Annotated in this window: 20 protein-coding genes; 14 read left to right on the forward strand and 6 right to left on the reverse strand. The window is 66.4% G+C overall.

The window, feature by feature from the left end; genetic code table 11:
* Positions 1 to 25 precede the first annotated feature (25 nt).
* The gene (locus L1787_RS13980; protein WP_235709456.1) at positions 26 to 457 is read right to left on the reverse strand and encodes a cupin domain-containing protein; all 432 of its coding nucleotides are present in this window, start codon (positions 455 to 457) and stop codon (positions 26 to 28) included.
* 415 nt (positions 458 to 872) lie between these two features.
* Between L1787_RS13980 and L1787_RS13985 the strand changes: the two genes are divergently transcribed.
* The 11 genes from L1787_RS13985 (at position 873) to phnE (ending at position 9,864) form a co-directional block, all read left to right on the forward strand.
* A complete protein-coding gene (locus tag L1787_RS13985; RefSeq protein ID WP_235709457.1) occupies positions 873 to 1,451 on the forward strand; it encodes a permease in 579 nt (192 codons plus the stop codon).
* Positions 1,452 to 1,458: 7 nt separating this feature from the next.
* Positions 1,459 to 1,971: a permease gene (locus tag L1787_RS13990; protein ID WP_235709458.1), complete on the forward strand. Its 513-nt coding sequence runs from the start codon at positions 1,459 to 1,461 to the stop codon at positions 1,969 to 1,971.
* 326 nt (positions 1,972 to 2,297) lie between these two features.
* Positions 2,298 to 2,513, forward strand: coding sequence for a DUF2934 domain-containing protein (locus tag L1787_RS13995; protein ID WP_235709459.1), 216 nt, complete (start codon positions 2,298 to 2,300; stop codon positions 2,511 to 2,513).
* 119 nt (positions 2,514 to 2,632) lie between these two features.
* Positions 2,633 to 3,304 carry a Crp/Fnr family transcriptional regulator gene (locus L1787_RS14000; RefSeq protein WP_235709460.1) on the forward strand — a complete coding sequence of 224 codons (672 nt, stop codon included), beginning with the start codon at positions 2,633 to 2,635 and terminating at the stop codon, positions 3,302 to 3,304.
* 138 nt (positions 3,305 to 3,442) lie between these two features.
* Positions 3,443 to 3,877, forward strand: a complete 435-nt coding sequence (locus L1787_RS14005) for a YeeE/YedE family protein (protein ID WP_235709461.1) — start codon at positions 3,443 to 3,445, stop codon at positions 3,875 to 3,877.
* Complete coding sequence (locus tag L1787_RS14010) at positions 3,874 to 4,302, forward strand: DUF6691 family protein (protein ID WP_235709462.1); 429 nt, start codon at positions 3,874 to 3,876, stop codon at positions 4,300 to 4,302. Before L1787_RS14005 ends, L1787_RS14010 begins: the two co-directional genes overlap by 4 nt.
* A gap of 11 nt (positions 4,303 to 4,313) precedes the next feature.
* Positions 4,314 to 5,198, forward strand: coding sequence for an MBL fold metallo-hydrolase (locus L1787_RS14015; protein WP_235709463.1), 885 nt, complete (start codon positions 4,314 to 4,316; stop codon positions 5,196 to 5,198).
* A gap of 56 nt (positions 5,199 to 5,254) precedes the next feature.
* A complete protein-coding gene (locus L1787_RS14020) occupies positions 5,255 to 6,976 on the forward strand; it encodes a SulP family inorganic anion transporter (RefSeq protein ID WP_235709464.1) in 1,722 nt (573 codons plus the stop codon).
* A 130-nt stretch (positions 6,977 to 7,106) separates the two neighbouring features.
* A complete protein-coding gene (gene phnC, locus L1787_RS14025; RefSeq protein WP_235709465.1) occupies positions 7,107 to 7,955 on the forward strand; it encodes a phosphonate ABC transporter ATP-binding protein in 849 nt (282 codons plus the stop codon).
* Positions 7,956 to 7,981: 26 nt separating this feature from the next.
* Entirely contained in the window at positions 7,982 to 8,980 is a 999-nt protein-coding gene (phnD, locus tag L1787_RS14030) for a phosphonate ABC transporter substrate-binding protein (protein WP_235709466.1), read from the forward strand.
* 71 nt (positions 8,981 to 9,051) lie between these two features.
* Positions 9,052 to 9,864 (forward strand): phosphonate ABC transporter, permease protein PhnE, encoded by an 813-nt coding sequence (gene phnE / locus L1787_RS14035; RefSeq protein ID WP_235709467.1) that lies wholly within the window; start codon positions 9,052 to 9,054, stop codon positions 9,862 to 9,864.
* A 42-nt stretch (positions 9,865 to 9,906) separates the two neighbouring features.
* Here phnE and typA read toward each other — a convergent pair whose 3' ends face one another.
* A complete protein-coding gene (gene typA / locus L1787_RS14040; RefSeq protein ID WP_235709468.1) occupies positions 9,907 to 11,757 on the reverse strand; it encodes a translational GTPase TypA in 1,851 nt (616 codons plus the stop codon).
* 129 nt (positions 11,758 to 11,886) lie between these two features.
* Positions 11,887 to 12,888 (reverse strand): LacI family DNA-binding transcriptional regulator, encoded by a 1,002-nt coding sequence (locus L1787_RS14045; RefSeq protein ID WP_235709469.1) that lies wholly within the window; start codon positions 12,886 to 12,888, stop codon positions 11,887 to 11,889.
* Between the two features lie 290 nt (positions 12,889 to 13,178).
* Here L1787_RS14045 and mgrA point away from each other — a divergent pair, with 290 nt between their 5' ends.
* Genes mgrA through L1787_RS14060 form a run of 3 tightly spaced genes read left to right on the forward strand, consistent with a single transcriptional unit; the run spans position 13,179 to position 15,319 of the window.
* A complete protein-coding gene (gene mgrA, locus L1787_RS14050; RefSeq protein WP_235709470.1) occupies positions 13,179 to 14,222 on the forward strand; it encodes an L-glyceraldehyde 3-phosphate reductase in 1,044 nt (347 codons plus the stop codon).
* Between the two features lie 23 nt (positions 14,223 to 14,245).
* Positions 14,246 to 14,545, forward strand: coding sequence for a hypothetical protein (locus L1787_RS14055; protein ID WP_235709471.1), 300 nt, complete (start codon positions 14,246 to 14,248; stop codon positions 14,543 to 14,545).
* Between the two features lie 18 nt (positions 14,546 to 14,563).
* Positions 14,564 to 15,319 (forward strand): SDR family NAD(P)-dependent oxidoreductase, encoded by a 756-nt coding sequence (locus tag L1787_RS14060; RefSeq protein ID WP_235709472.1) that lies wholly within the window; start codon positions 14,564 to 14,566, stop codon positions 15,317 to 15,319.
* 42 nt (positions 15,320 to 15,361) lie between these two features.
* Here L1787_RS14060 and L1787_RS14065 read toward each other — a convergent pair whose 3' ends face one another.
* From L1787_RS14065 to L1787_RS14075, 3 genes are read right to left on the reverse strand one after another with little or no spacing between them, the layout of a single operon-like run.
* Positions 15,362 to 15,940: a peroxidase-related enzyme gene (locus L1787_RS14065; RefSeq protein WP_235709473.1), complete on the reverse strand. Its 579-nt coding sequence runs from the start codon at positions 15,938 to 15,940 to the stop codon at positions 15,362 to 15,364.
* Positions 15,937 to 16,437, reverse strand: coding sequence for a CMD domain-containing protein (locus L1787_RS14070; protein WP_235709474.1), 501 nt, complete (start codon positions 16,435 to 16,437; stop codon positions 15,937 to 15,939). Before L1787_RS14070 ends, L1787_RS14065 begins: the two co-directional genes overlap by 4 nt.
* 8 nt (positions 16,438 to 16,445) lie before the next feature.
* Positions 16,446 to 17,933 carry an NAD(P)-binding domain-containing protein gene (locus L1787_RS14075; RefSeq protein ID WP_235709475.1) on the reverse strand — a complete coding sequence of 496 codons (1,488 nt, stop codon included), beginning with the start codon at positions 17,931 to 17,933 and terminating at the stop codon, positions 16,446 to 16,448.
* Positions 17,934 to 17,945: the final 12 nt, after the last annotated feature.

The following is a 17,945-nucleotide window of genomic DNA, read 5'->3' on the forward strand; positions in this document are numbered from 1 at the left end:
GCCGAAGCGCCTTGTCGTGGCGGCGTCAACGATCCGGCAAACGCGGGGTGGGCACGACGCCGTCCGGGAGCGGCAGCGGCCGGTTCGCGCTTTCCAGATGCTCGACCGTGTTGAAGACGAGATCGGTCTCGCCGGTGTTCTCCAGATCGTGGATCATGAAGTCGCCGGGCGCAAAGCTGATATGCTCGGTCATGCCCGCGCTATATTCGGTCTCCACAGGCGGGCCGCCATTGATCCGCGAGACGGCCTTTCCGGGCGTCAAAGCAGTCCAGAAATAGTCGAGCACGTGGCGGTGGAAGCCGATGCGTTCGCCGGGCTTCAAATGGATGTACCAGACCCGCGCCCGCTCGCTTTCCGAAAGCAGGACATGGCCGACGCAAGGGTTGAATTCGTTCCGCTCCAACTCGTGCGCAAGCTCCGGCGGAAGCGGTGCATCGGCTGTCGACTCTGCGGTCATTGGTCGGTCCTCCCGGTCACTTTTTGGAGACATAGGAGGCCATTTTCGCCGGTCGAGCAATGGGCGACAAAGCACCGCTTTTCGCCAATCCAGCAATGTCGACAAAGCACCGCTTTCTCGCCAAGCGTGCCAATGGATGGCAAGTCCACCAACCGCGGAACCGAACGCGGCGACGCGATCGCCGGCGACCGACCTGCGCTCCACCTTCACCCATCGGCAAAGAACGCTCCGCGCATGAGGGGTGGCCGAGGCTCTGGCGCTCGCCGGCAAAGGGGCGCACGATGGACCACACTCACCGCCCGCCCTATGTCCTCCTCGTCCACTCGTCTCTGGTTTCAATGCCCTCCACCCGATCCCTTTCGGCCGGCCGCCGAGGCCGTGCCTCCGTTTTGCGCTTCGTCCCGCTCGCCGACCGATGACGCGAGAACCCGACGCCCCCGCCTCCGTCGAGCGCCCCACCCGTAAGCGCCGCCTCGTCGACGTCACGGTTGCCGTCTTCGGGGTCGCCGCGCTGATCGCCGGATATTTCAACTGGCGGCTCGGCGGCACGGCGGCGGTGGCGGACGGGGCCGAAGAGGCGGTGTTCTCGCTGGTTTCCGTCCTGCCGCAGCTCGTTCTCGGCATCGTCGTCGCCGGGCTCGCGCAGGTGGTCATCCCGCGTGACCGAATCGGCAAGATGCTCGGCGAGCAGTCGGGGATCCGCGGTCTCCTCATCGCGACGGGCATCGGTGCATTGATGCCGGGCGGCCCGTTCGCGTCCTTTCCCCTCATCTATGCGCTCGCCCATGCGGGGGCCGATGTCGGCGCGCTGGTCGCCTTTCTCGTCGGATGGGCGGCGATCGGGGTGCATCGTCTGCTCGTTTGGGAAATCCCGTTCATGGGCGCCGAATTCGGGATCGTGCGCTTTCTGTCGAGCCTGCCGCTGCCGATCATCGCCGGGCTTCTCGCGCGGTGGCTGATCAACACCTTCCCGCGCCTGCGCAATCCGTTCTGAGGCGACAATGGATCTCGGGATCGCTCTCCTCCTCCTGATCGCCGCCGGCCTCGGCGGAACGCTCGCCGTGCGTGACCCGGCTCGGCTGAAAGAGGGTCTGGCGCTCGCCTGGAAGCAGGGCCAGCCCCTCCTCGTGCGCATTCCGGTCGCGATCCTCGCCGCGACCTACCTCTCCCGCCTCGTGCCGCAAGAGCGCGTCTCGCAGCTTCTCGGCCCCGATAGCGGCTTCGTCGGCATCCTCATCGCCTCCGCCGTCGGGGGCCTTACGCCGGGGGGGCCGATGCTCGCCTTTCCCCTCGCCCTCGTCATCTGGCAGCTCGGAGCGGGCGAGGCGCAGATGGTCGCCTTCCTCGCCTCCTGGTCGATCCTCGCGATCCACCGCGTCCTCACCTACGAGATCCCCCTCCTCGGCGGTCGCTTCACCATGATCCGCATCGCATCGAGCTGGATGCTGCCGCCGCTCGCGGGGGTCCTCGCGGCGGGGATGCTTCTCTTCTGGCACGGCACGCTCGGCCGCTGAGACGCGGCCGGGCCCGCCAGCCTTCCGCCGGTTCGTCACCAGGAAGGATCGCAATGTTCGGGCCGGATAAAGGCCTCGTTCACCAATTCTCGCGTAACGATAGACGTCGAGCCCGTCGACATCTGGACGTGTCGCGGTGCGAAGCCGGGTTACGACGAGACGCCCACCGCCAAGCGCGGCATCGAGCGTCACGGCTTCGACCGTCCCGCCAGAAGGTGCCGCCCGAGCATGGCGCCCGTGCGCCATTCCGGCCGACCGCGCCGAACGCGGCGGCCGGGCCGCACCTGCGACGCCGACCGACCGTGTTGTTGGATGAGGGACCTCGAATGGACAAGATCTCGGAAGACTGGATCCGCACCCGCGCCTACGAAATTTGGGAATCGGAGGGCCGCTGCGTCGGCCACGACCAAGCGCATTGGTTCAAGGCGACACAGGAACTCGCCGAGACCATCGACCTGTCGGCAAAGCCCGCCAAGAAGGCAAAGCCCAAGGCCCGCAAGCCCCGCGCCCGCAAAAACACCGAGGCGCGCGCCTCCCTTTAAACGTCTCGCCCAGGGAGCGCCGGAGCGGCCGACATGACGGCCCCCCGATAAGGCGGTATTGTCGCGTTTGCGGGCGCCGCGGCGCTCGCGGACGAACGTGATGCGCGGCGGTATCGAACATGGCGATCGGCACAGAAGGCGACTGGACCGAGCGCTTCGCGGATCTCAGCGCGGTGTCGCCCGAGATCCGCGCCGAACTCCTTGCCCGCAGCGACCTGATCCGCATCCCGCGCGGCAGCGTCCTGTTCGAGCCCGGCCAGCAGCCGAAGGCGATGGTCATCCTTCTGGAGGGAACCGCGCGCGTCCAGCAGCGCAGCGAAACCGGGCGGGAGGTCTCGCTCTATCGCGTCCATGGCGGGGAAAGCTGCGTGATGACGACCGGCTGCCTCCTCGCCAGCGAAGCCTACTCGGCCGAGGGCATCGCCGAGACCGACATCACCGCGATCGCGATTCCGAACGCGGTGTTCGACGATCTTCTCAGCCGGTCGAAGGAATTTCGCGAGTTCATCTTCCACAGCTACGCGCGCCGGCTCACCGACCTGTTCGTCCTCATCGAGGATCTCGTCTTCAAGCGGGTCGACGTGCGCCTCGCGGCGCGCCTCATCGCGCTCGCCCAGGACGACGGCGTCGTGAAGGCGACGCATCAGAACCTCGCGACGGAGCTCGGCACCGCACGCGAGGTCATCTCCCGCACCCTCCACGACTTCCAAAAGCGCGGCCTCGTCGAACAAGCCCGCGGCGAGATTCGCATCACGAAGCCCGAACCCCTGCGGCGTTTGGCACAATCTTGACCCGTCGGTGACATAGTCACCGTCGGTCCGCGGCCTGCCGTGCGATAGAACAGATCTTGTTTTCGCGCGGGTCTCCTCGTGGCGCGCCCGATCGGAATGCCGGTCGCGCGGAGCCCCCACCGGACCGGACACATGCCCATGACGACATTCACCCCATGGCTCTCCCTCGCGGGCGGCGCGATGATCGGCCTTTCCGCCGTTCTGTTCATGGCCTTTCACGGGCGCATTCTCGGTGTCACCGGCATCGTGCGCGGTGCGATCATTCCGGCGGGCTTCGCCGATTGGTCGATCCGCGTCGCGATCCTCCTCGGGATGGTGACGGGGCCGCTCGTCTATCTCGCGCTGTTCCGGGATTGGCCGGTGGTCGAAATTCCGGTGACGCGCACGATGGTGATCGTCGGCGGGCTCCTCGTCGGCCTCGGTGTCGGGTTCGGCGGCGGCTGCACCTCCGGTCACGGCGTTTGCGGCATCGCGCGGCTCTCCCCGCGCTCGCTCGTCGCGACGGTGACGTTCATGGCAACGGCGTTCGCGACCGTCTTCGTCGTGCGCCATGTGATCGGGGGCATCGCATGAGCCTCCTTCTCGCGCTCTTGATCGGCGTCGTCTTCGGCACCGGGATCGCCGTGTCGGGGATGATCAACCCCGCCAAGGTGCTCAATTTCTTCGACATCGCCGGGACGTGGGACCCCTCCCTCGCCTTCGTGATGGGCGGCGCGCTCGCCGTCACCTTCGTCGGCTATCGCCTCGTCTGGCGCGAGGGGCGGCCGCTCTTCGCCGAGCGCTTCTTCCTGCCGACCACGAAGGATATCGACGCGCAGCTCATCGGCGGATCGGCCGTCTTCGGCGTCGGTTGGGGGATCGCCGGCTTTTGTCCGGGCGGCTCGATCCCGGCGCTCGGCACCGGCATCGCCGACGTCTATCTTTTCGTCTTCGCGCTGATCGCAGGGCTCCTCCTCGCCCATTTCGCGAAGACCTTCGGCCAACTCAAAACGGCATGAGCGGGACCCCCATGAGCGAGACCTCCGCGCCGGCCGGCAAGCCGGACGTCACCGCCTTTTTCGACCCGGAGACCAACACGATCTCCTATGTCGTGAAGGATCCGACCAGCGACGCCTGCGCGATCATCGATTCGGTGATGGACATCGACTATGCCGCCGGGCGCATCACCTCGACCCACGCCGATGCGATGATCGCCTTCGTTCGCGCGCAGGGTTTGCGCCTCGAATGGCTGATCGAGACGCACGTTCACGCCGACCACCTCTCCGCCGCGCCCTATATTCAGGGCATTCTCGGCGGCAAGATCGGCATCGGCGCGAAGATCACGACCGTTCAGGAGACCTTCGGAAAGATCTTCAACGAGGGCACGGCGTTCGAGCGGGACGGCAGCCAGTTCGACCGCCTCTTCGAGGACGGCGACCGCTACACGATCGGCAACCTGTCCGCCTATACGATCCATACACCCGGCCACACCCCCGCCTGTATGACGCACGTGATCGGCGATGCCGCATTCGTCGGCGACACGCTCTTCATGCCGGATGGCGGCTCGGCAAGGGCGGACTTTCCGGGCGGCGATGCGGGGACGCTCTACGATTCCATCCAGAAGGTCCTCGCCCTTCCCGGCGAGACGCGCCTCTTCATGTGCCACGACTACGCCCCCAATGGCCGCCCGATCCAATGGGAGACGACGGTGGCGGAGGAGAAGGCAAACAACATCCATGTCGGCGGCGGGACATCGCGGGAGGCGTTCATCGCGTTCCGCACCGCGCGCGACGCGACGCTCGCAATGCCGCGCCTCATCATCCCCTCTTTGCAGGTGAACATGCGGGCCGGCGCATTGCCGCCGGCGGACGACAGCGGGACACATTTTCTGAAAGTGCCCATCAACAGGCTGTAAGCTCCGCGCTGATACCGGCGTCCGCCTTTGGACGGCCGCCGACGAGGGTCCGATCGATGCTCCGTTATCTGCCCATCCTCGAATGGGGCCGCCGCTATGATCGCGAGACGCTGACGAGCGACATGGTCGCCGCCGTGATCGTCACGATCATGCTCATCCCCCAATCGCTCGCCTATGCGCTCCTTGCCGGCCTGCCGCCGGAGATGGGCCTTTACGCCTCGATCACCCCGCTCCTCGCCTATGCGGTGTTCGGCACCTCGCGCACGTTGGCGGTCGGGCCGGTCGCCGTCGTGTCGCTGATGACGGCGGCGGCGATCGGCAATCTCGGCCTCACCGACCCCGCGGCGATCGCGCAGGCGGCGATCATGCTCGCCCTGCTGTCCGGCCTCTTCCTCCTCCTTATGGGGATCTTCCGTCTCGGAGTGATCGCGAATTTCCTGTCGCATCCGGTGATCGCGGGCTTCATCACCGCCTCGGGGATCCTAATCGCGGCGAGCCAGATCAAGCACATTCTGGGGATCGGCGGCGGCGGGGAGACGCTGCCATCGATCCTCTCCTCGCTCGCCCGCCATCTCGGCGAGACCAACCTTCCGACCGTCGTGATCGGCGTTGCGACGACGCTCTTTCTCTTCGCCGTGCGGCAACGGCTCAAGCTCTTTCTCCTCGCGCGCGGCGTCCCGGCGAAGACGGCCGACATCCTCACCAAAGCCGGGCCCGTCCTTGCGATCGCGGCGTCGACCCTCGCAGTCTGGGCGCTGTCGCTCGACGGGGCCGGCGTTGCGATCGTCGGCACGATCCCGCAAGGGTTGCCGCCCGTCACCCTGCCGCCGCTCGACCCGGAGCTTTGGCTCCAACTCGCGGGGCCGGCGGTGCTGATCTCGATCATCGGCTTCGTGGAGAGCGTTTCGGTCGCGCAGACGCTCGCCGCCAAGCGCCGCCAGCGCATCCTGCCCGACCAGGAGCTGATCGGCCTCGGCGCGGCGAACACGGCTGCCGCCTTCACCGGCGGCTATCCGGTCACGGGCGGGTTTGCCCGTTCCGTCGTAAATTTCGACGCCGGCGCGGCGACCCCGGCGGCCGGCGCCTTCACCGCCGTCGGCATCGCGGTCGCGACCCTCGCGCTGACGCCGCTTCTCTTTTATCTGCCGAAGGCGGTGCTCTCGGCGACGATCATCGTCGCGGTCCTCTCCCTCGTCGACCTTTCGATCCTGTCGCGCGCCTGGCGCTATTCCTTCGCCGATTTCCTCGCCGTCGCGGCGACGGTGGTCCTGACGCTCGGGCTCGGTGTCGAGATCGGCGTGTCGGCGGGCGTCGGCATTTCGGTGCTCCTCTTCCTCTGGCGCACCTCGCGGCCGCACATCGCCGAGGTCGGCCTCGTCGAAGGGACGGAGCATTTCCGCAATATCCTGCGGCACAAGGTCAAAACCTTCCCGGAAATTCTGACGATCCGCGTCGACGAAAGCCTCTATTTCGCCAATACGCGCTATCTGGAAGATTATATCCTGGAGCGCGTCGCCCCCGCCAAAGGCCTCAAGCACGTCATCCTGATGTGCTCGGCGGTCAACGATATCGACATGAGCGCGCTTGAAAGCCTCGAGGCGATCGACACGCGCCTCGCCGACATGGGTGTCGCGCTGCACCTGTCCGAAGTGAAAGGGCCGGTGATGGACAAGCTGAAGCGGACCCACTTTCTCGACATGCTGACGGGCGAGGTCTTCCTCACCCAATTCGGCGCGATTCAGGCGCTCACCAAGACCGATCGGCAGGACGCCGCCTGACGCGGCGATCCTGAGGGCGTCGAACCGGCCTTTGTCCTCAAGCGCCTCGCCTGTCATCGAAGCTCAATAAAAGCATCAAAAAAGCGTTGCCTGCCGCTTGTACTCGGTTCCCGAACACGGGGACGACACTATGCCAGCGGTTTCGGTCGACCGGCTCTCGAAACATTTCGGGGGCCGCCACGCCTTGAAGAGCGTGAACCTTTCGATCGGCGAAGGGGAGATGGTCGCGCTGATCGGCGCGTCCGGCTCCGGCAAGTCGACCCTCATTCGCCACATCGCGGGCCTCGAACGGGCGGACGCGGGAAGCGGCGCGGCCCGGATCTTCGACCGAGCGATCCAGGAGAACGGCCGCCTCGCCACCGACGCGCGGGCGCTGCGCCGCGAGGTCGGCGTGATCTTCCAGCAATTCAACCTCGTCTCACGCCTGCCGGTGATCGTGAACGTCCTCGTCGGTCTTCTCGGCCGCATTCCGGTCTGGCGGGGAACGTTGGGGCTCTTCACCCGCGAGGAGAAGCAGCTGGCCCGTGCGGCGCTGACGCGGGTCGGGGTCGGCGAACTCGCCTGGCAGCGCGCTTCGACGCTCTCGGGCGGCCAGCAGCAGCGCGCGGCGATCGCCCGCGCCCTCGTGCAGCGCGCCCGCCTCCTCCTCGCCGACGAGCCGATCGCCTCGCTCGATCCCGCCTCGGCCCGGCGCGTGATGGACACGCTCGCCACCGTCTGCCGCGAAGACGGGATCACCGTCATCGTCTCACTCCATCAGGTCGAATATGCGCGCCTCTACTGCCCGCGCACGATCGCGCTGCGCGACGGAACGGTTGTCTTCGACGGCCCGTCGAGCGCACTCACCAACGCCTTTTTGACCGAGCTCTACGGAGAGGCCTCCGAGGAGCTCATCCTTCCCGACGCACCGCTCACCGAACCCGCCAGGGTGCGCGCCGAGCCCGTCATCCTCGCCGGCGCGGCCGTCGCTCCGGCCTGATCCGCCCCTCGAACAGGAACACCGCCATGACCCTCAACGTGCGCGCGCTGGCTGCGGCCACGCTCATCGCCGCCGGTATCGCCGGACCGGCGATCGCCCAGGACACCATCAATTTCGGCATCATCTCCACCGAGTCGCAGAAGAACCTACGCACCCAGTGGGAGCCCTTCCTCGCCGCGATGGAAGAAAAGACCGGCCTCGAGGTCGAGCCGTTCTTCGCCTCCGACTATGCCGGCGTCATCGAAGGGATGCGCTTCGGCAAGGTGGACGTCGCCTGGTTCGGCAACAAGTCCGCCATGGAAGCCGTCGACCGCGCCAACGGCGAGGTCTTCGTGCAGACCGTCGACGTCTCGGGCAACCCCGGCTATTGGAGCCTCATCCTCGCGCCGAAGAACAGCCCGCTGAACTCGGTCGACGATCTCCTGAAGTGTGACGGCACGCTGAATTTCGGCATCGGCGATCCGAACTCCACGTCCGGCTTTCTCGTCCCCATGACCTTCATCTTCGCCGCCAACGGCATCGATCCGAAGGAATGCTTCAAGACGGTCCGCAACGCGAACCACGAGACGAACGCGATGGCGGTCGCCAACGAGCAGGTCGACGCGGCGTCCAACAACACCGAGAACCTTGCGCGCATCGAAGAAAACAGCCCGAAGGCGTTCGAGAACATCAAGATCATCTGGAAGTCGCCGCTGATCCCGTCGGATCCGATCGTGTGGCGCAAGGACCTGTCGGACGAGACGAAGGACGCCGTGCGCACCTTCTTCCTCACCTACGGCACGCCCGAGACCGACGGTGATGTCGAGGCCGAGAAAGCGATCCTCGCCGGCCTCGCCTGGGCGCCCTTCCGCGCCTCCTCCGACGCGCAGCTCCTGCCGATCCGCGTGATGGAGCTTTCCAAGGAAATCGGCCAGATCGAGGCCGACACCGCCCTCTCCGACGCCGACAAAGCCGCGCAGATCGAGGCGCTGGAGGCTCAGAAGGCCGAGTATCAGGCCGAGATCGACGCCCAGCCGCAGGGCTGAACCGCACCCGATCGAACCGAGGGCGGGCCATCCGGTCCGCCCTTTTTCGTTTTCCACCGCATCGAGGGTTCATGACCGAGCTCACGCATCATGAGGGCGACACGCCGTTCGTCGCCAAGCGCGATTGGACGCGCAGCGCGTTCAACATCCTGGTCTGGGGCGGCCTTGCCGTGCTCCTCGTGTGGAGCTGGTATCCGGCGGAGATGGACCGCTGGACCTACCTCTTCACCGATGCCGGCAACATGGCCGAATACGCGTCCGGCTTCCTGTCGCCGAGCTTCAGCGATCTCGATTATTATCTGCGGGAAATGGTGCTGACGGTGCAGATCGCCGTGTGGGGCACCGCGCTCGCGGTGGTCCTCTCGGTCCCGTTCGGCATTCTCTCCTCGAACAACATGGCGCCCTGGTGGATCGTCCAGCCGGTGCGGCGCCTGATGGACGCCTTCCGCGCGATCAACGAGATCGTCTTCGCCGTGCTGTTCGTGGTCGCCGTGGGGCTCGGCCCGTTTGCCGGGGTGATGGCGCTGTTCGTGCACACCACGGGCGTCCTCGCCAAGCTCTTCTCCGAGGCGGTGGAGGCGATCGACCCTCGCCCCGTCGAAGGCATCCGCGCGACCGGAGCGACCAAGATCCAAGAGATCGTCTATGGCGTCATCCCGCAGGTGCTGCCGCTCTGGATGTCGTTCTCGCTCTACCGCTTCGAGTCGAACGTGCGCTCTGCGACGGTGCTCGGCCTCGTCGGCGCAGGCGGGATCGGCCAGGTGCTCTTCGAATCGATCCGCGGCTTCTATTACGCGGAAACCGCGACGCTGCTGATCGTCATCGTCATCACCGTGACGATCGTCGACCTCATCTCCCAGCAGCTTCGCCGCATGGTCATCTGAGGCGGAAACGAAAACGCCGGCCCGTGGGGGCCGGCGTTCGGATCATGCGTCTTCCGACGCGCGTTCGGCGCGCTTGCGATCGTGCGGGTCGAGATGGACCTTGCGCAGGCGGATATTCTTCGGCGTCACTTCGACGAGCTCGAAATCGGTGATGTAGGACAGCGCCCGCTCGAGGCTCATGCGGATCGGTGGGGTGAGCTTCACCGCATCGTCCTTACCGGCGGAGCGCACGTTGGAGAGCTGCTTGCCCTTCATCACGTTGACTTCAAGGTCGTTGCCGCGCGTATGCTCGCCGACGATCATGCCGCGATAGACCTTGACGCCCGGATCGATGAACATCGGCCCGCGATCCTCGAGGTTCCACATCGCGTAGGCGACCGCCTCGCCGTCGCCGTTCGAGATCAGAACGCCGGTGTGCCGGGTCGGGATCACGCCCTTGTGCGGCACGTAGTCGTGGAACATCCGGTTCATGATGCCGGTGCCGCGCGTGTCGGACAAAAGCTCGCCCTGATAGCCGATGAGGCCGCGCGTCGGGGCATGAAGCACGATGCGGGTGCGGCCGGCGCCGGAGGGCTTCATCTCGGCGAGATCGGCCTTACGCTCAGACAGCTTCTGAATGACCGTGCCGGAATGTTCGTCGTCGACGTCGATCACGACCTCTTCGATCGGCTCCAGAAGGCCGCCATCCTCGGCGCGCTGCATGACGACGCGCGGACGCGACACGCCGATCTCGAAGCCTTCGCGGCGCATCGTCTCGATCAGGATGCCGAGCTGCAATTCACCACGACCGGCAACCTCGTAGGCGTCGCCGTCGCTCGTCTCGCTGACCTTGAGGGCGACATTGCCTTCCGCTTCGCGCATCAGCCGGGCGCGGATCACGCGCGACTGGACCTTGTCGCCTTCGGTGCCGGCGAGCGGCGAATCGTTGACGCGGAAGGTCATGGCGAGGGTCGGCGGGTCGATCGGATGGGCCGGGATCGGCTCCGAGACCGACGGGGCGACGATGGTGTCGGCGACCGTCGCCTTGGTGAGGCCGGCAAGGGCCACGATGTCACCGGCGCGCCCCTCCTCGATCGGCGTGCGATCGAGCCCGCGGAAAGCGAGAACCTTGGAGACGCGCCCCATCTCGACGATCTCGCCGGTGCGCGACAGGCCCTTCACCGACTGGTTCGGCACGACGGTGCCGGAGGTGATGCGGCCAGTCAGGATGCGGCCGAGATAGGGGTCGGCCTCGATGGTGGTGGCGAGCATCCGAAACTCGCCCTCCTCCACCTTCGGCTCCGGCACATGGGAGACGATGAGGTCGAGGAGCGGGCCCATCGTGTCGGACGAGCCGACTTCCGGCGAAAGGCTCATCCAGCCTTGCTTGGCCGAGCCGTAGACGATGTGGAAATCGAGCTGCTCATCGCTCGCGCCGAGGGCGTCGAAAAGCTCGAACACCTCGTCGACCACTTCCTCGTGCCGCTCTTCCGGCTTGTCGATCTTGTTGATCGCGACGATCGGGCGGAGCCCCATCTTGAGCGCCTTGCCGAGGACGAACTTCGTCTGCGGCATCGGCCCCTCGGCGGCATCGACGAGGATCACCGCGCCGTCCACCATGTTGAGGATACGCTCCACCTCGCCGCCGAAATCGGCGTGGCCCGGCGTGTCGACGATGTTGATGCGGGTCGGCGGCGTCTGCTCGCTCTGCCACTCGACGGAGGTGACTTTCGCGAGGATGGTGATGCCGCGTTCTTTTTCGAGATCGTTGGAATCCATCACCCGCTCGGCAACCCGCTGGTTGTCGCGGAAGGCGCCGGATTGGCGGAGCAGGACGTCGATCAGCGTCGTCTTGCCATGGTCGACGTGTGCGATAATGGCAACATTTCGCAACGCGCGCTTTTGCGTGGTCATTGTGTCAAATGGACTGTCGGTTGGGGGACGGTGAAGCCGTGCACCAGGACCGATGCGAGATCGGTGCCATTTAGCGTCAAGACAGCCCCGCCCACGCCCGAACCTTCAATGACCCGGGCGGGTGAAACACTAAGTGCGCCCTATATCAATCACGGAGCCGCGAATTTCAACATTCGCGGACAAGATGCAGCGTTGCGGTGCTGCATCGTCCCCCGCGACGCGGGCGGCGAGACGCTCCCAGGCCTGCCGCGCGAGGGCCTCGAACGGCGTGCGTACCGTGGCGAGCGGGGCGATGGCGACCTCCGACCAATCCGGCTCGGTGAGGGTGAGGAGCGAAATCGCTTCGGGATGCCGCACCCCGAGCGCGCGGAAGGCCCGCAAGGTCCACAAAGCGAGGCGAGCGTTCGCGACGATGATCGCCGTCGGCGCGTCCTTCGCCGTCAGGATCGGCGCGAGGCGCGCGCGATAAGCCTCCTCCGTGTCCCCCGCGGCGAGGAGGCGGCCGCCGCCCGGAATGCGCGCCTTGTCCATTGCGGCGCGAAATCCGGCGAGGCGAGCGCGCGTCAGGCCGAGTTGGGGCCGTTGGGCGGTGAAGAGAATCCGGCGATGGCCCTTTGCGAGGAGCCGTGCGGTCGCCTCCAGCGCCGCGGCCTCCTCGTCGAGGCTGACCTCGTCGAACGCGGCACCTTGCGGACGGGCGAGGAGCACCGCCGGCACGCCGGCCTCGGCGATCAGCGCCAAAGCCGCCGCCGGCTCCGCGCTCGGCAACAGCACGATCCCCCTGACATTTTGGGCGAGCAGCGCGCGCACCCGCGCCGTCTCCACCGCCGGATCCTCCGCCCCGAAGACCGGAATCACCTCGTGGCCGGGGAAGGCATCCGCGAAGGTCGCGAGGAGCGGCGCAAGGTGCGGATCGTCGGCGAAGGGGACGCAGAGGCCGACGAGGCGGGAGGCGTGCGACCGCAGGCTTCGCGCCGAGGCGTCGGGGACATAGGCGAGCGCGTCGATCGCCGCCATCACCCGCTCGCGCTTGTCGGCGGTGACGGGACGCGTGCCGTTGAGGACGTTGGAGACGGTCCCGGCCGACACTCCGGCACGGCGCGCAACGTCCGTGATCGTCGCCTTTCCCATGGCGAATCTCCGTCTGCCGGAGGCGATCGTAAATCGGTTCAATCGCGGCCGCCAACGGGCGGACGGAATGGCCCCCGCCTCATCCACCAGAGTTTGCATCGCGCCTCGCCCGAAAGCGCCGAGCCTTGGAGCGACAGAGCCGCGCGGGACTGGCGAAAACGGCGCCTCGATCCGGCGCGATGGCGGCCGGCGCTGCAGATTCGGTTTTCGTCGCCCCTTACCCCTTGCCCTCGGCGCATATCTGTTGAGGGTAAGCGCAACAACCAAGAGACGACCAAGGACATTCTGGCATGACCTACCAACCGGCCGCCACGCGGTACGATTCCATGCTTTACCGCCGCTGTGGGCACTCCGGTCTCAAGCTTCCGGCAATCTCGCTCGGCCTCTGGCACAATTTCGGCGAGGACGCCGTTCCCCAGAACAAGCGCGCGATCTGCCGGACCGCCTTCGATCTCGGCATCACCCATTTCGACCTCGCCAACAATTACGGCCCGCCGCCGGGAAGCGCCGAGATCGCGTTCGGCGATATCCTGCGCACCGACTTCAAGGGCCACCGCGACGAGCTGATCGTCTCCTCGAAGGCCGGTTACGATATGTGGCCCGGCCCCTATGGCTCCTGGGGCAGCCGCAAATATCTGATGGCTTCGTGCGATCAATCGCTGAAGCGGCTCGGCACCGACTATGTCGACATCTTCTATTCCCACCGCTTCGACCCCGACACGCCGCTCGAGGAGACGATGGGCGCGCTCGACGCGATCGTGCGCCAGGGCAAGGCGCTTTATGTCGGCATCTCGTCCTACAACTCGGCGCGCACGCGCGAGGCGGCGGCGATCCTGAAGGATCTCGGCACCCCCTGCCTCATCCATCAGCCGTCTTACAACATGCTGAACCGCTGGATCGAAGAGGACGGGCTGAAACAGACGCTGACCGATCTCGGCATCGGCTCGATCGCCTTCACGCCGCTCGCCCAGGGGATGCTCACCTCGAAATATCTGTCGGGTACGCCCGAAGACAGCCGCGCCACCAAGGGCAAGTCGCTGCGGCCGACGATGCTCTCGGACGCCGCAATCGAGAATATCCGCAGCCTCAACGCCATCGCCGAACGGCGCGGCCAGTCGCTCGCCCAGATGGCGCTCGCATGGGTGCTGCGCGATCAGGCGATCACCACGGCCCTCATCGGCGCCTCCCGTCCCTCTCAGGTCGAAGACTGTGTCGGCGCACTCACCAACCTCACCTTCACCAACGAGGAGCTCGCCGAGATCGACCGTTATGCGGTCGATGCGGACATCAACATCTGGGCCCGATCCTCGAACGAGGTCGGCGCCGACGGCTAACTCGCAAACGTGACGGAGATCACATGACCGATTGGCTCGATACATCCCAGGAAACGCCCGACACCGCCCTGCCCCGTCCCGCCCAGGCCCTGTGGTGGCTGAAAAAAGGCGGCTATCGCGTCGGCCCCGAATGGGAACGCGCCCATGCCCTCTGTCAGGAGGGCGAAGGCGATCTCGACCATGACCGCGTCCATGCCCTGTCCCATTGGATCGAGGGCGACATGGGCAATGCCGGCTACTGGTATCGCCGCATCGGCGAGACGAGAGCCGCCGATATTTCCACCGAGGCGCAGCGCATCGCCTCGGAAATCGCGCATAGCTAGAGGACGGAGCGAAAACGAATGCCAGAATTTGCGATCTACCCGAGCCTTCGGGACAAGAGCGTCCTCATCACCGGGGGCGCCAGCGGGATCGGCGAGGAGATCGTCCGCGCCTTCGTCGGCCAGGGCGCCAAAGTCGGTTTCATCGACTTCAACGCGGACGCCACCGCCGCCCTCCTCGATGCGCTCGACGGCAAGGCCGAGGCGGAGATCTGCGACCTCAGAGATATCGACGCCACCCGCGCGGCAATCGGCGCACTGACCGCCCGTAACGGCGCCCCCACCGTCCTCGTCAACAACGCCGCGCGGGACGACCGCCACAAGTGGCAAGACGTGACGCCGGATTATTGGGACGAGCGTTTCAACCTCAATCTGCGCCATCAGTTTTTCTGCGCGCAGGCGGTGGCGCCGGGCATGATCGAGGCCGGCGGCGGCTCGATCATCAATATGGGCTCCAATAGCTGGTGGGAAGCGACGGGCGGAATGCCCGCTTATACCGCGGCGAAAGCCGCCGTTCACGGCCTCACCCGCTCCCTCGCCCGCGATCTCGGCCCGCACCGGATCCGCTGCAACACCGTCGTCCCCGGCTGGGTGATGACGCAGCGGCAAAAGGATCTCTGGGTGACGCCCGAGACGATCGACCGCCACCAGAAGCGCCAGTGCCTGCCGGACCTCATCGAGCCCGTCTATCTCGCGCGGATGGTGCTCTTCCTCGCCTCCGACGACTCGGCGATGTGCACCGCGAACAACTATATGGTCGAAGCCGGCTCGATCTGACCCGACGCGCCGGACCGGGGCGAGCCCCGGCCCGGCGGTCTCTCAGGTGCGCTCGACGGGATCGCCGAGCGAATGCATCAGCCGGTTCGCCCAGCCGAACAGCGCCGTCGACAAGATGAGGTCGAGGATCTCCGTCTCGTCGAGACCGGCCGCCTTGAGGGCGGCGATATCCTCGGGCTCGGCCTTGCTCGGCGTCTCGGACAGCTTCACCGCGAAGCGGAAAATCGCGGCGGCGCGCGGCGGCAGCGCCGCTTTCGTGCCGTCGGCGAAGATCGCCTCCACCACGCTCTCGTCCTTGGTGAGCTGATTGTAGCGGCTCGCATGGACGGCCATGCAATAGACACAGCGGTTCACCGCCGACGCGCCGATCGCGCCCAGCTCCCGCTCCGCCCGCGACAGCCCGCCTTTATTATAGAGGATCGCGTTGAAGAGCGGCGTGCGCACCTTCAGCGTCTCGACATCGTTGGCGAGGACGAGGACGTACTCCGACACCTTGGTGTTCGACGGCGTCACCTTCAGCGCGTCGAGCTGGGCGGGCGTCGCTTCCGACAAGTCGATCGGCTTCACCCGCGGCTGCCAATGCGGGATCGTCGTCGTGAAGTCCTCGATGATCGCGCTCATGCTGCGCCTCGCAGAAGGCTAAGGCCCGCGACGAGGCGGATCTGATAGGCGAGGAAGGCGTTGAGCTCGGCCAGCCGCACGATGTCCGCGTCGGCGACGCCGGCGGCCTGCATCGCGGTGATTTCCTCCGCCGTCGCCTCGCGCGGCGTGACGGCGACCTGGTCCATATAAGCGAGGATCGCCGTGAGGCGCTTGTCGTCGCCGCCGGTGAAGGCGGGATCGGCGAGCGGCGCGATCTCGGCCGGCGCGCCCGCCGTCTCGAACAGCGCACGATAGTGGGACACGAGCGTCTCCGCCTCGTTCTGCCGTGCAATGCGCACCGCGAGCGCGGCGCGTTCGGCGTGGGAGATGCCACCCGGATCGGTCGGCGTCAGCGACGCGTCATGCGCCGCCTCGGTCGCCGCGAAGATATCCTCCCGCACGGTCAGCGCCGCGACGAGAGGGTCGGTCTCGGTCAGTCCGCTCGCGGCGAACACGACCTCGTTCACGAGTGCCATTCGCTAACTCAGCTCCTTGCCGTTTCGTCCGCAAGAACGGGTTCGAATGCGGACGCTGTCCATTCGTCACCCTGCAGCTCCGGCTTCGAATAATCGAGGAGCGTCGTGTACTGGTTCTCGATATCCTCCACATAGAGCGTCGCCGCGATATCGCGCGCGAGCCACGAAGCGCCGTCCGACACGCCCGGAATGTCGCCGCTCACCTTGCCGAGGCTGAGCGAGGCGGCGTGATTGAAGCAGTAGATATTGGACAGCCACGGCGCGACCCCCTCGGTCCGCTCGCGGAAGGTGAAGTCCTTGTTGAGATAGGGGAAATTGCCGAGCTCGGCGTGCTGCTCATCGGCCGGCGGCGTATAGCGGTCCTTCCAGAGGAGGATCTCGCCGGCGACGTCCGCGAGCTCCTTGCGCGCGACCGCCTCCACCGTGAACCCGGTCCCGAGGATGAGAAAATCGGTGTCGAGGCGGGTGCCGTCGGCAAAGTCGATCGCGAGCGCCTCGCCGACCGTCTCAACGCGGGTGATCGCCTTGCCAAAATGGAAATAGGCGTTCGGATGCCGGCTCACCCGCAAGGTGGAGCCGCGCGGGGCCGGCGTCTGCATCGCGAAGGCATAGTGCATGATGCGCCAGCGCCATTCATCGGGAAGCTCGGGAAAGCCGCAGGAAAAGCCGTAGGAGCCGATGCCCATCAGCTTGTTGATGGTCGGCATCTCGGCCCGGCGGATGAGATGGCGCACCTCTTTCGCACCATGCTCCAGCGCCTCCGCCGCATTGTCCACCGCCGAAGCCCCGACGCCGACGACCGCGACGCGTTTGCCCGCGAGGGCGTCGAAATCGATATCGTCCGAGGAGTGCGCCCATCGATCGCGCGAGACGCCGTCGACGAAAGAGGGAATGTTCGCCCGGCCGATCCCGTCCCGCCCCGTCGCCATCACGACCTTGCGGGCGAGGATCGTCGACTGGTTCGCGCCCGCGCCGGAAATGGTGAGGCGCAGATACGGCCCCTCCGGATCGATCTTGTCGACATTCACCTCGTTCTCGATCGGCACGTCGAGGGCTTTGCGGTACCAGCGCAGATAATCCATCCACATCGGCCGAGGGATCTTGTCGAGCGCCTCCCACGCCGTTTCGCCGAACTGGGCGGTGAACCAGGCGCGGAAGGTGAGCGCGCTCATTCCGAACGCCGGGCCGACCAGCGTTTTCGGCGATCGCAGCGTCTCCATCCGCGCATAGGTGACCCAAGGCCCTTCAAGGCCCGAGGGATTGCGGTCGAGAATACGGATATTGCGGACGCCGCCGGTCTGCAGCGCGAACCAGGCGACGAGGCCGCACATCCCGCCGCCGATGATCACGACATCGCTGACGGTCTCCTCGCCGACGCGCCTCGGTGGGACCCAGTTGGCGGGCGGGCGGCACAAATAGTCGAGATCGCGTGCGAGCGCGGCTTCGAGCGCCGCGAGGCCTTCGGGGGTGCGCTCTTCGATCGTCGTGCCGTCCATCGTCCCCATTCT

It is taken from the genome of Acuticoccus kalidii, from assembly GCF_021556395.1.
Classification (GTDB): Bacteria; Pseudomonadota; Alphaproteobacteria; order Rhizobiales; family Amorphaceae; genus Acuticoccus; species Acuticoccus kalidii.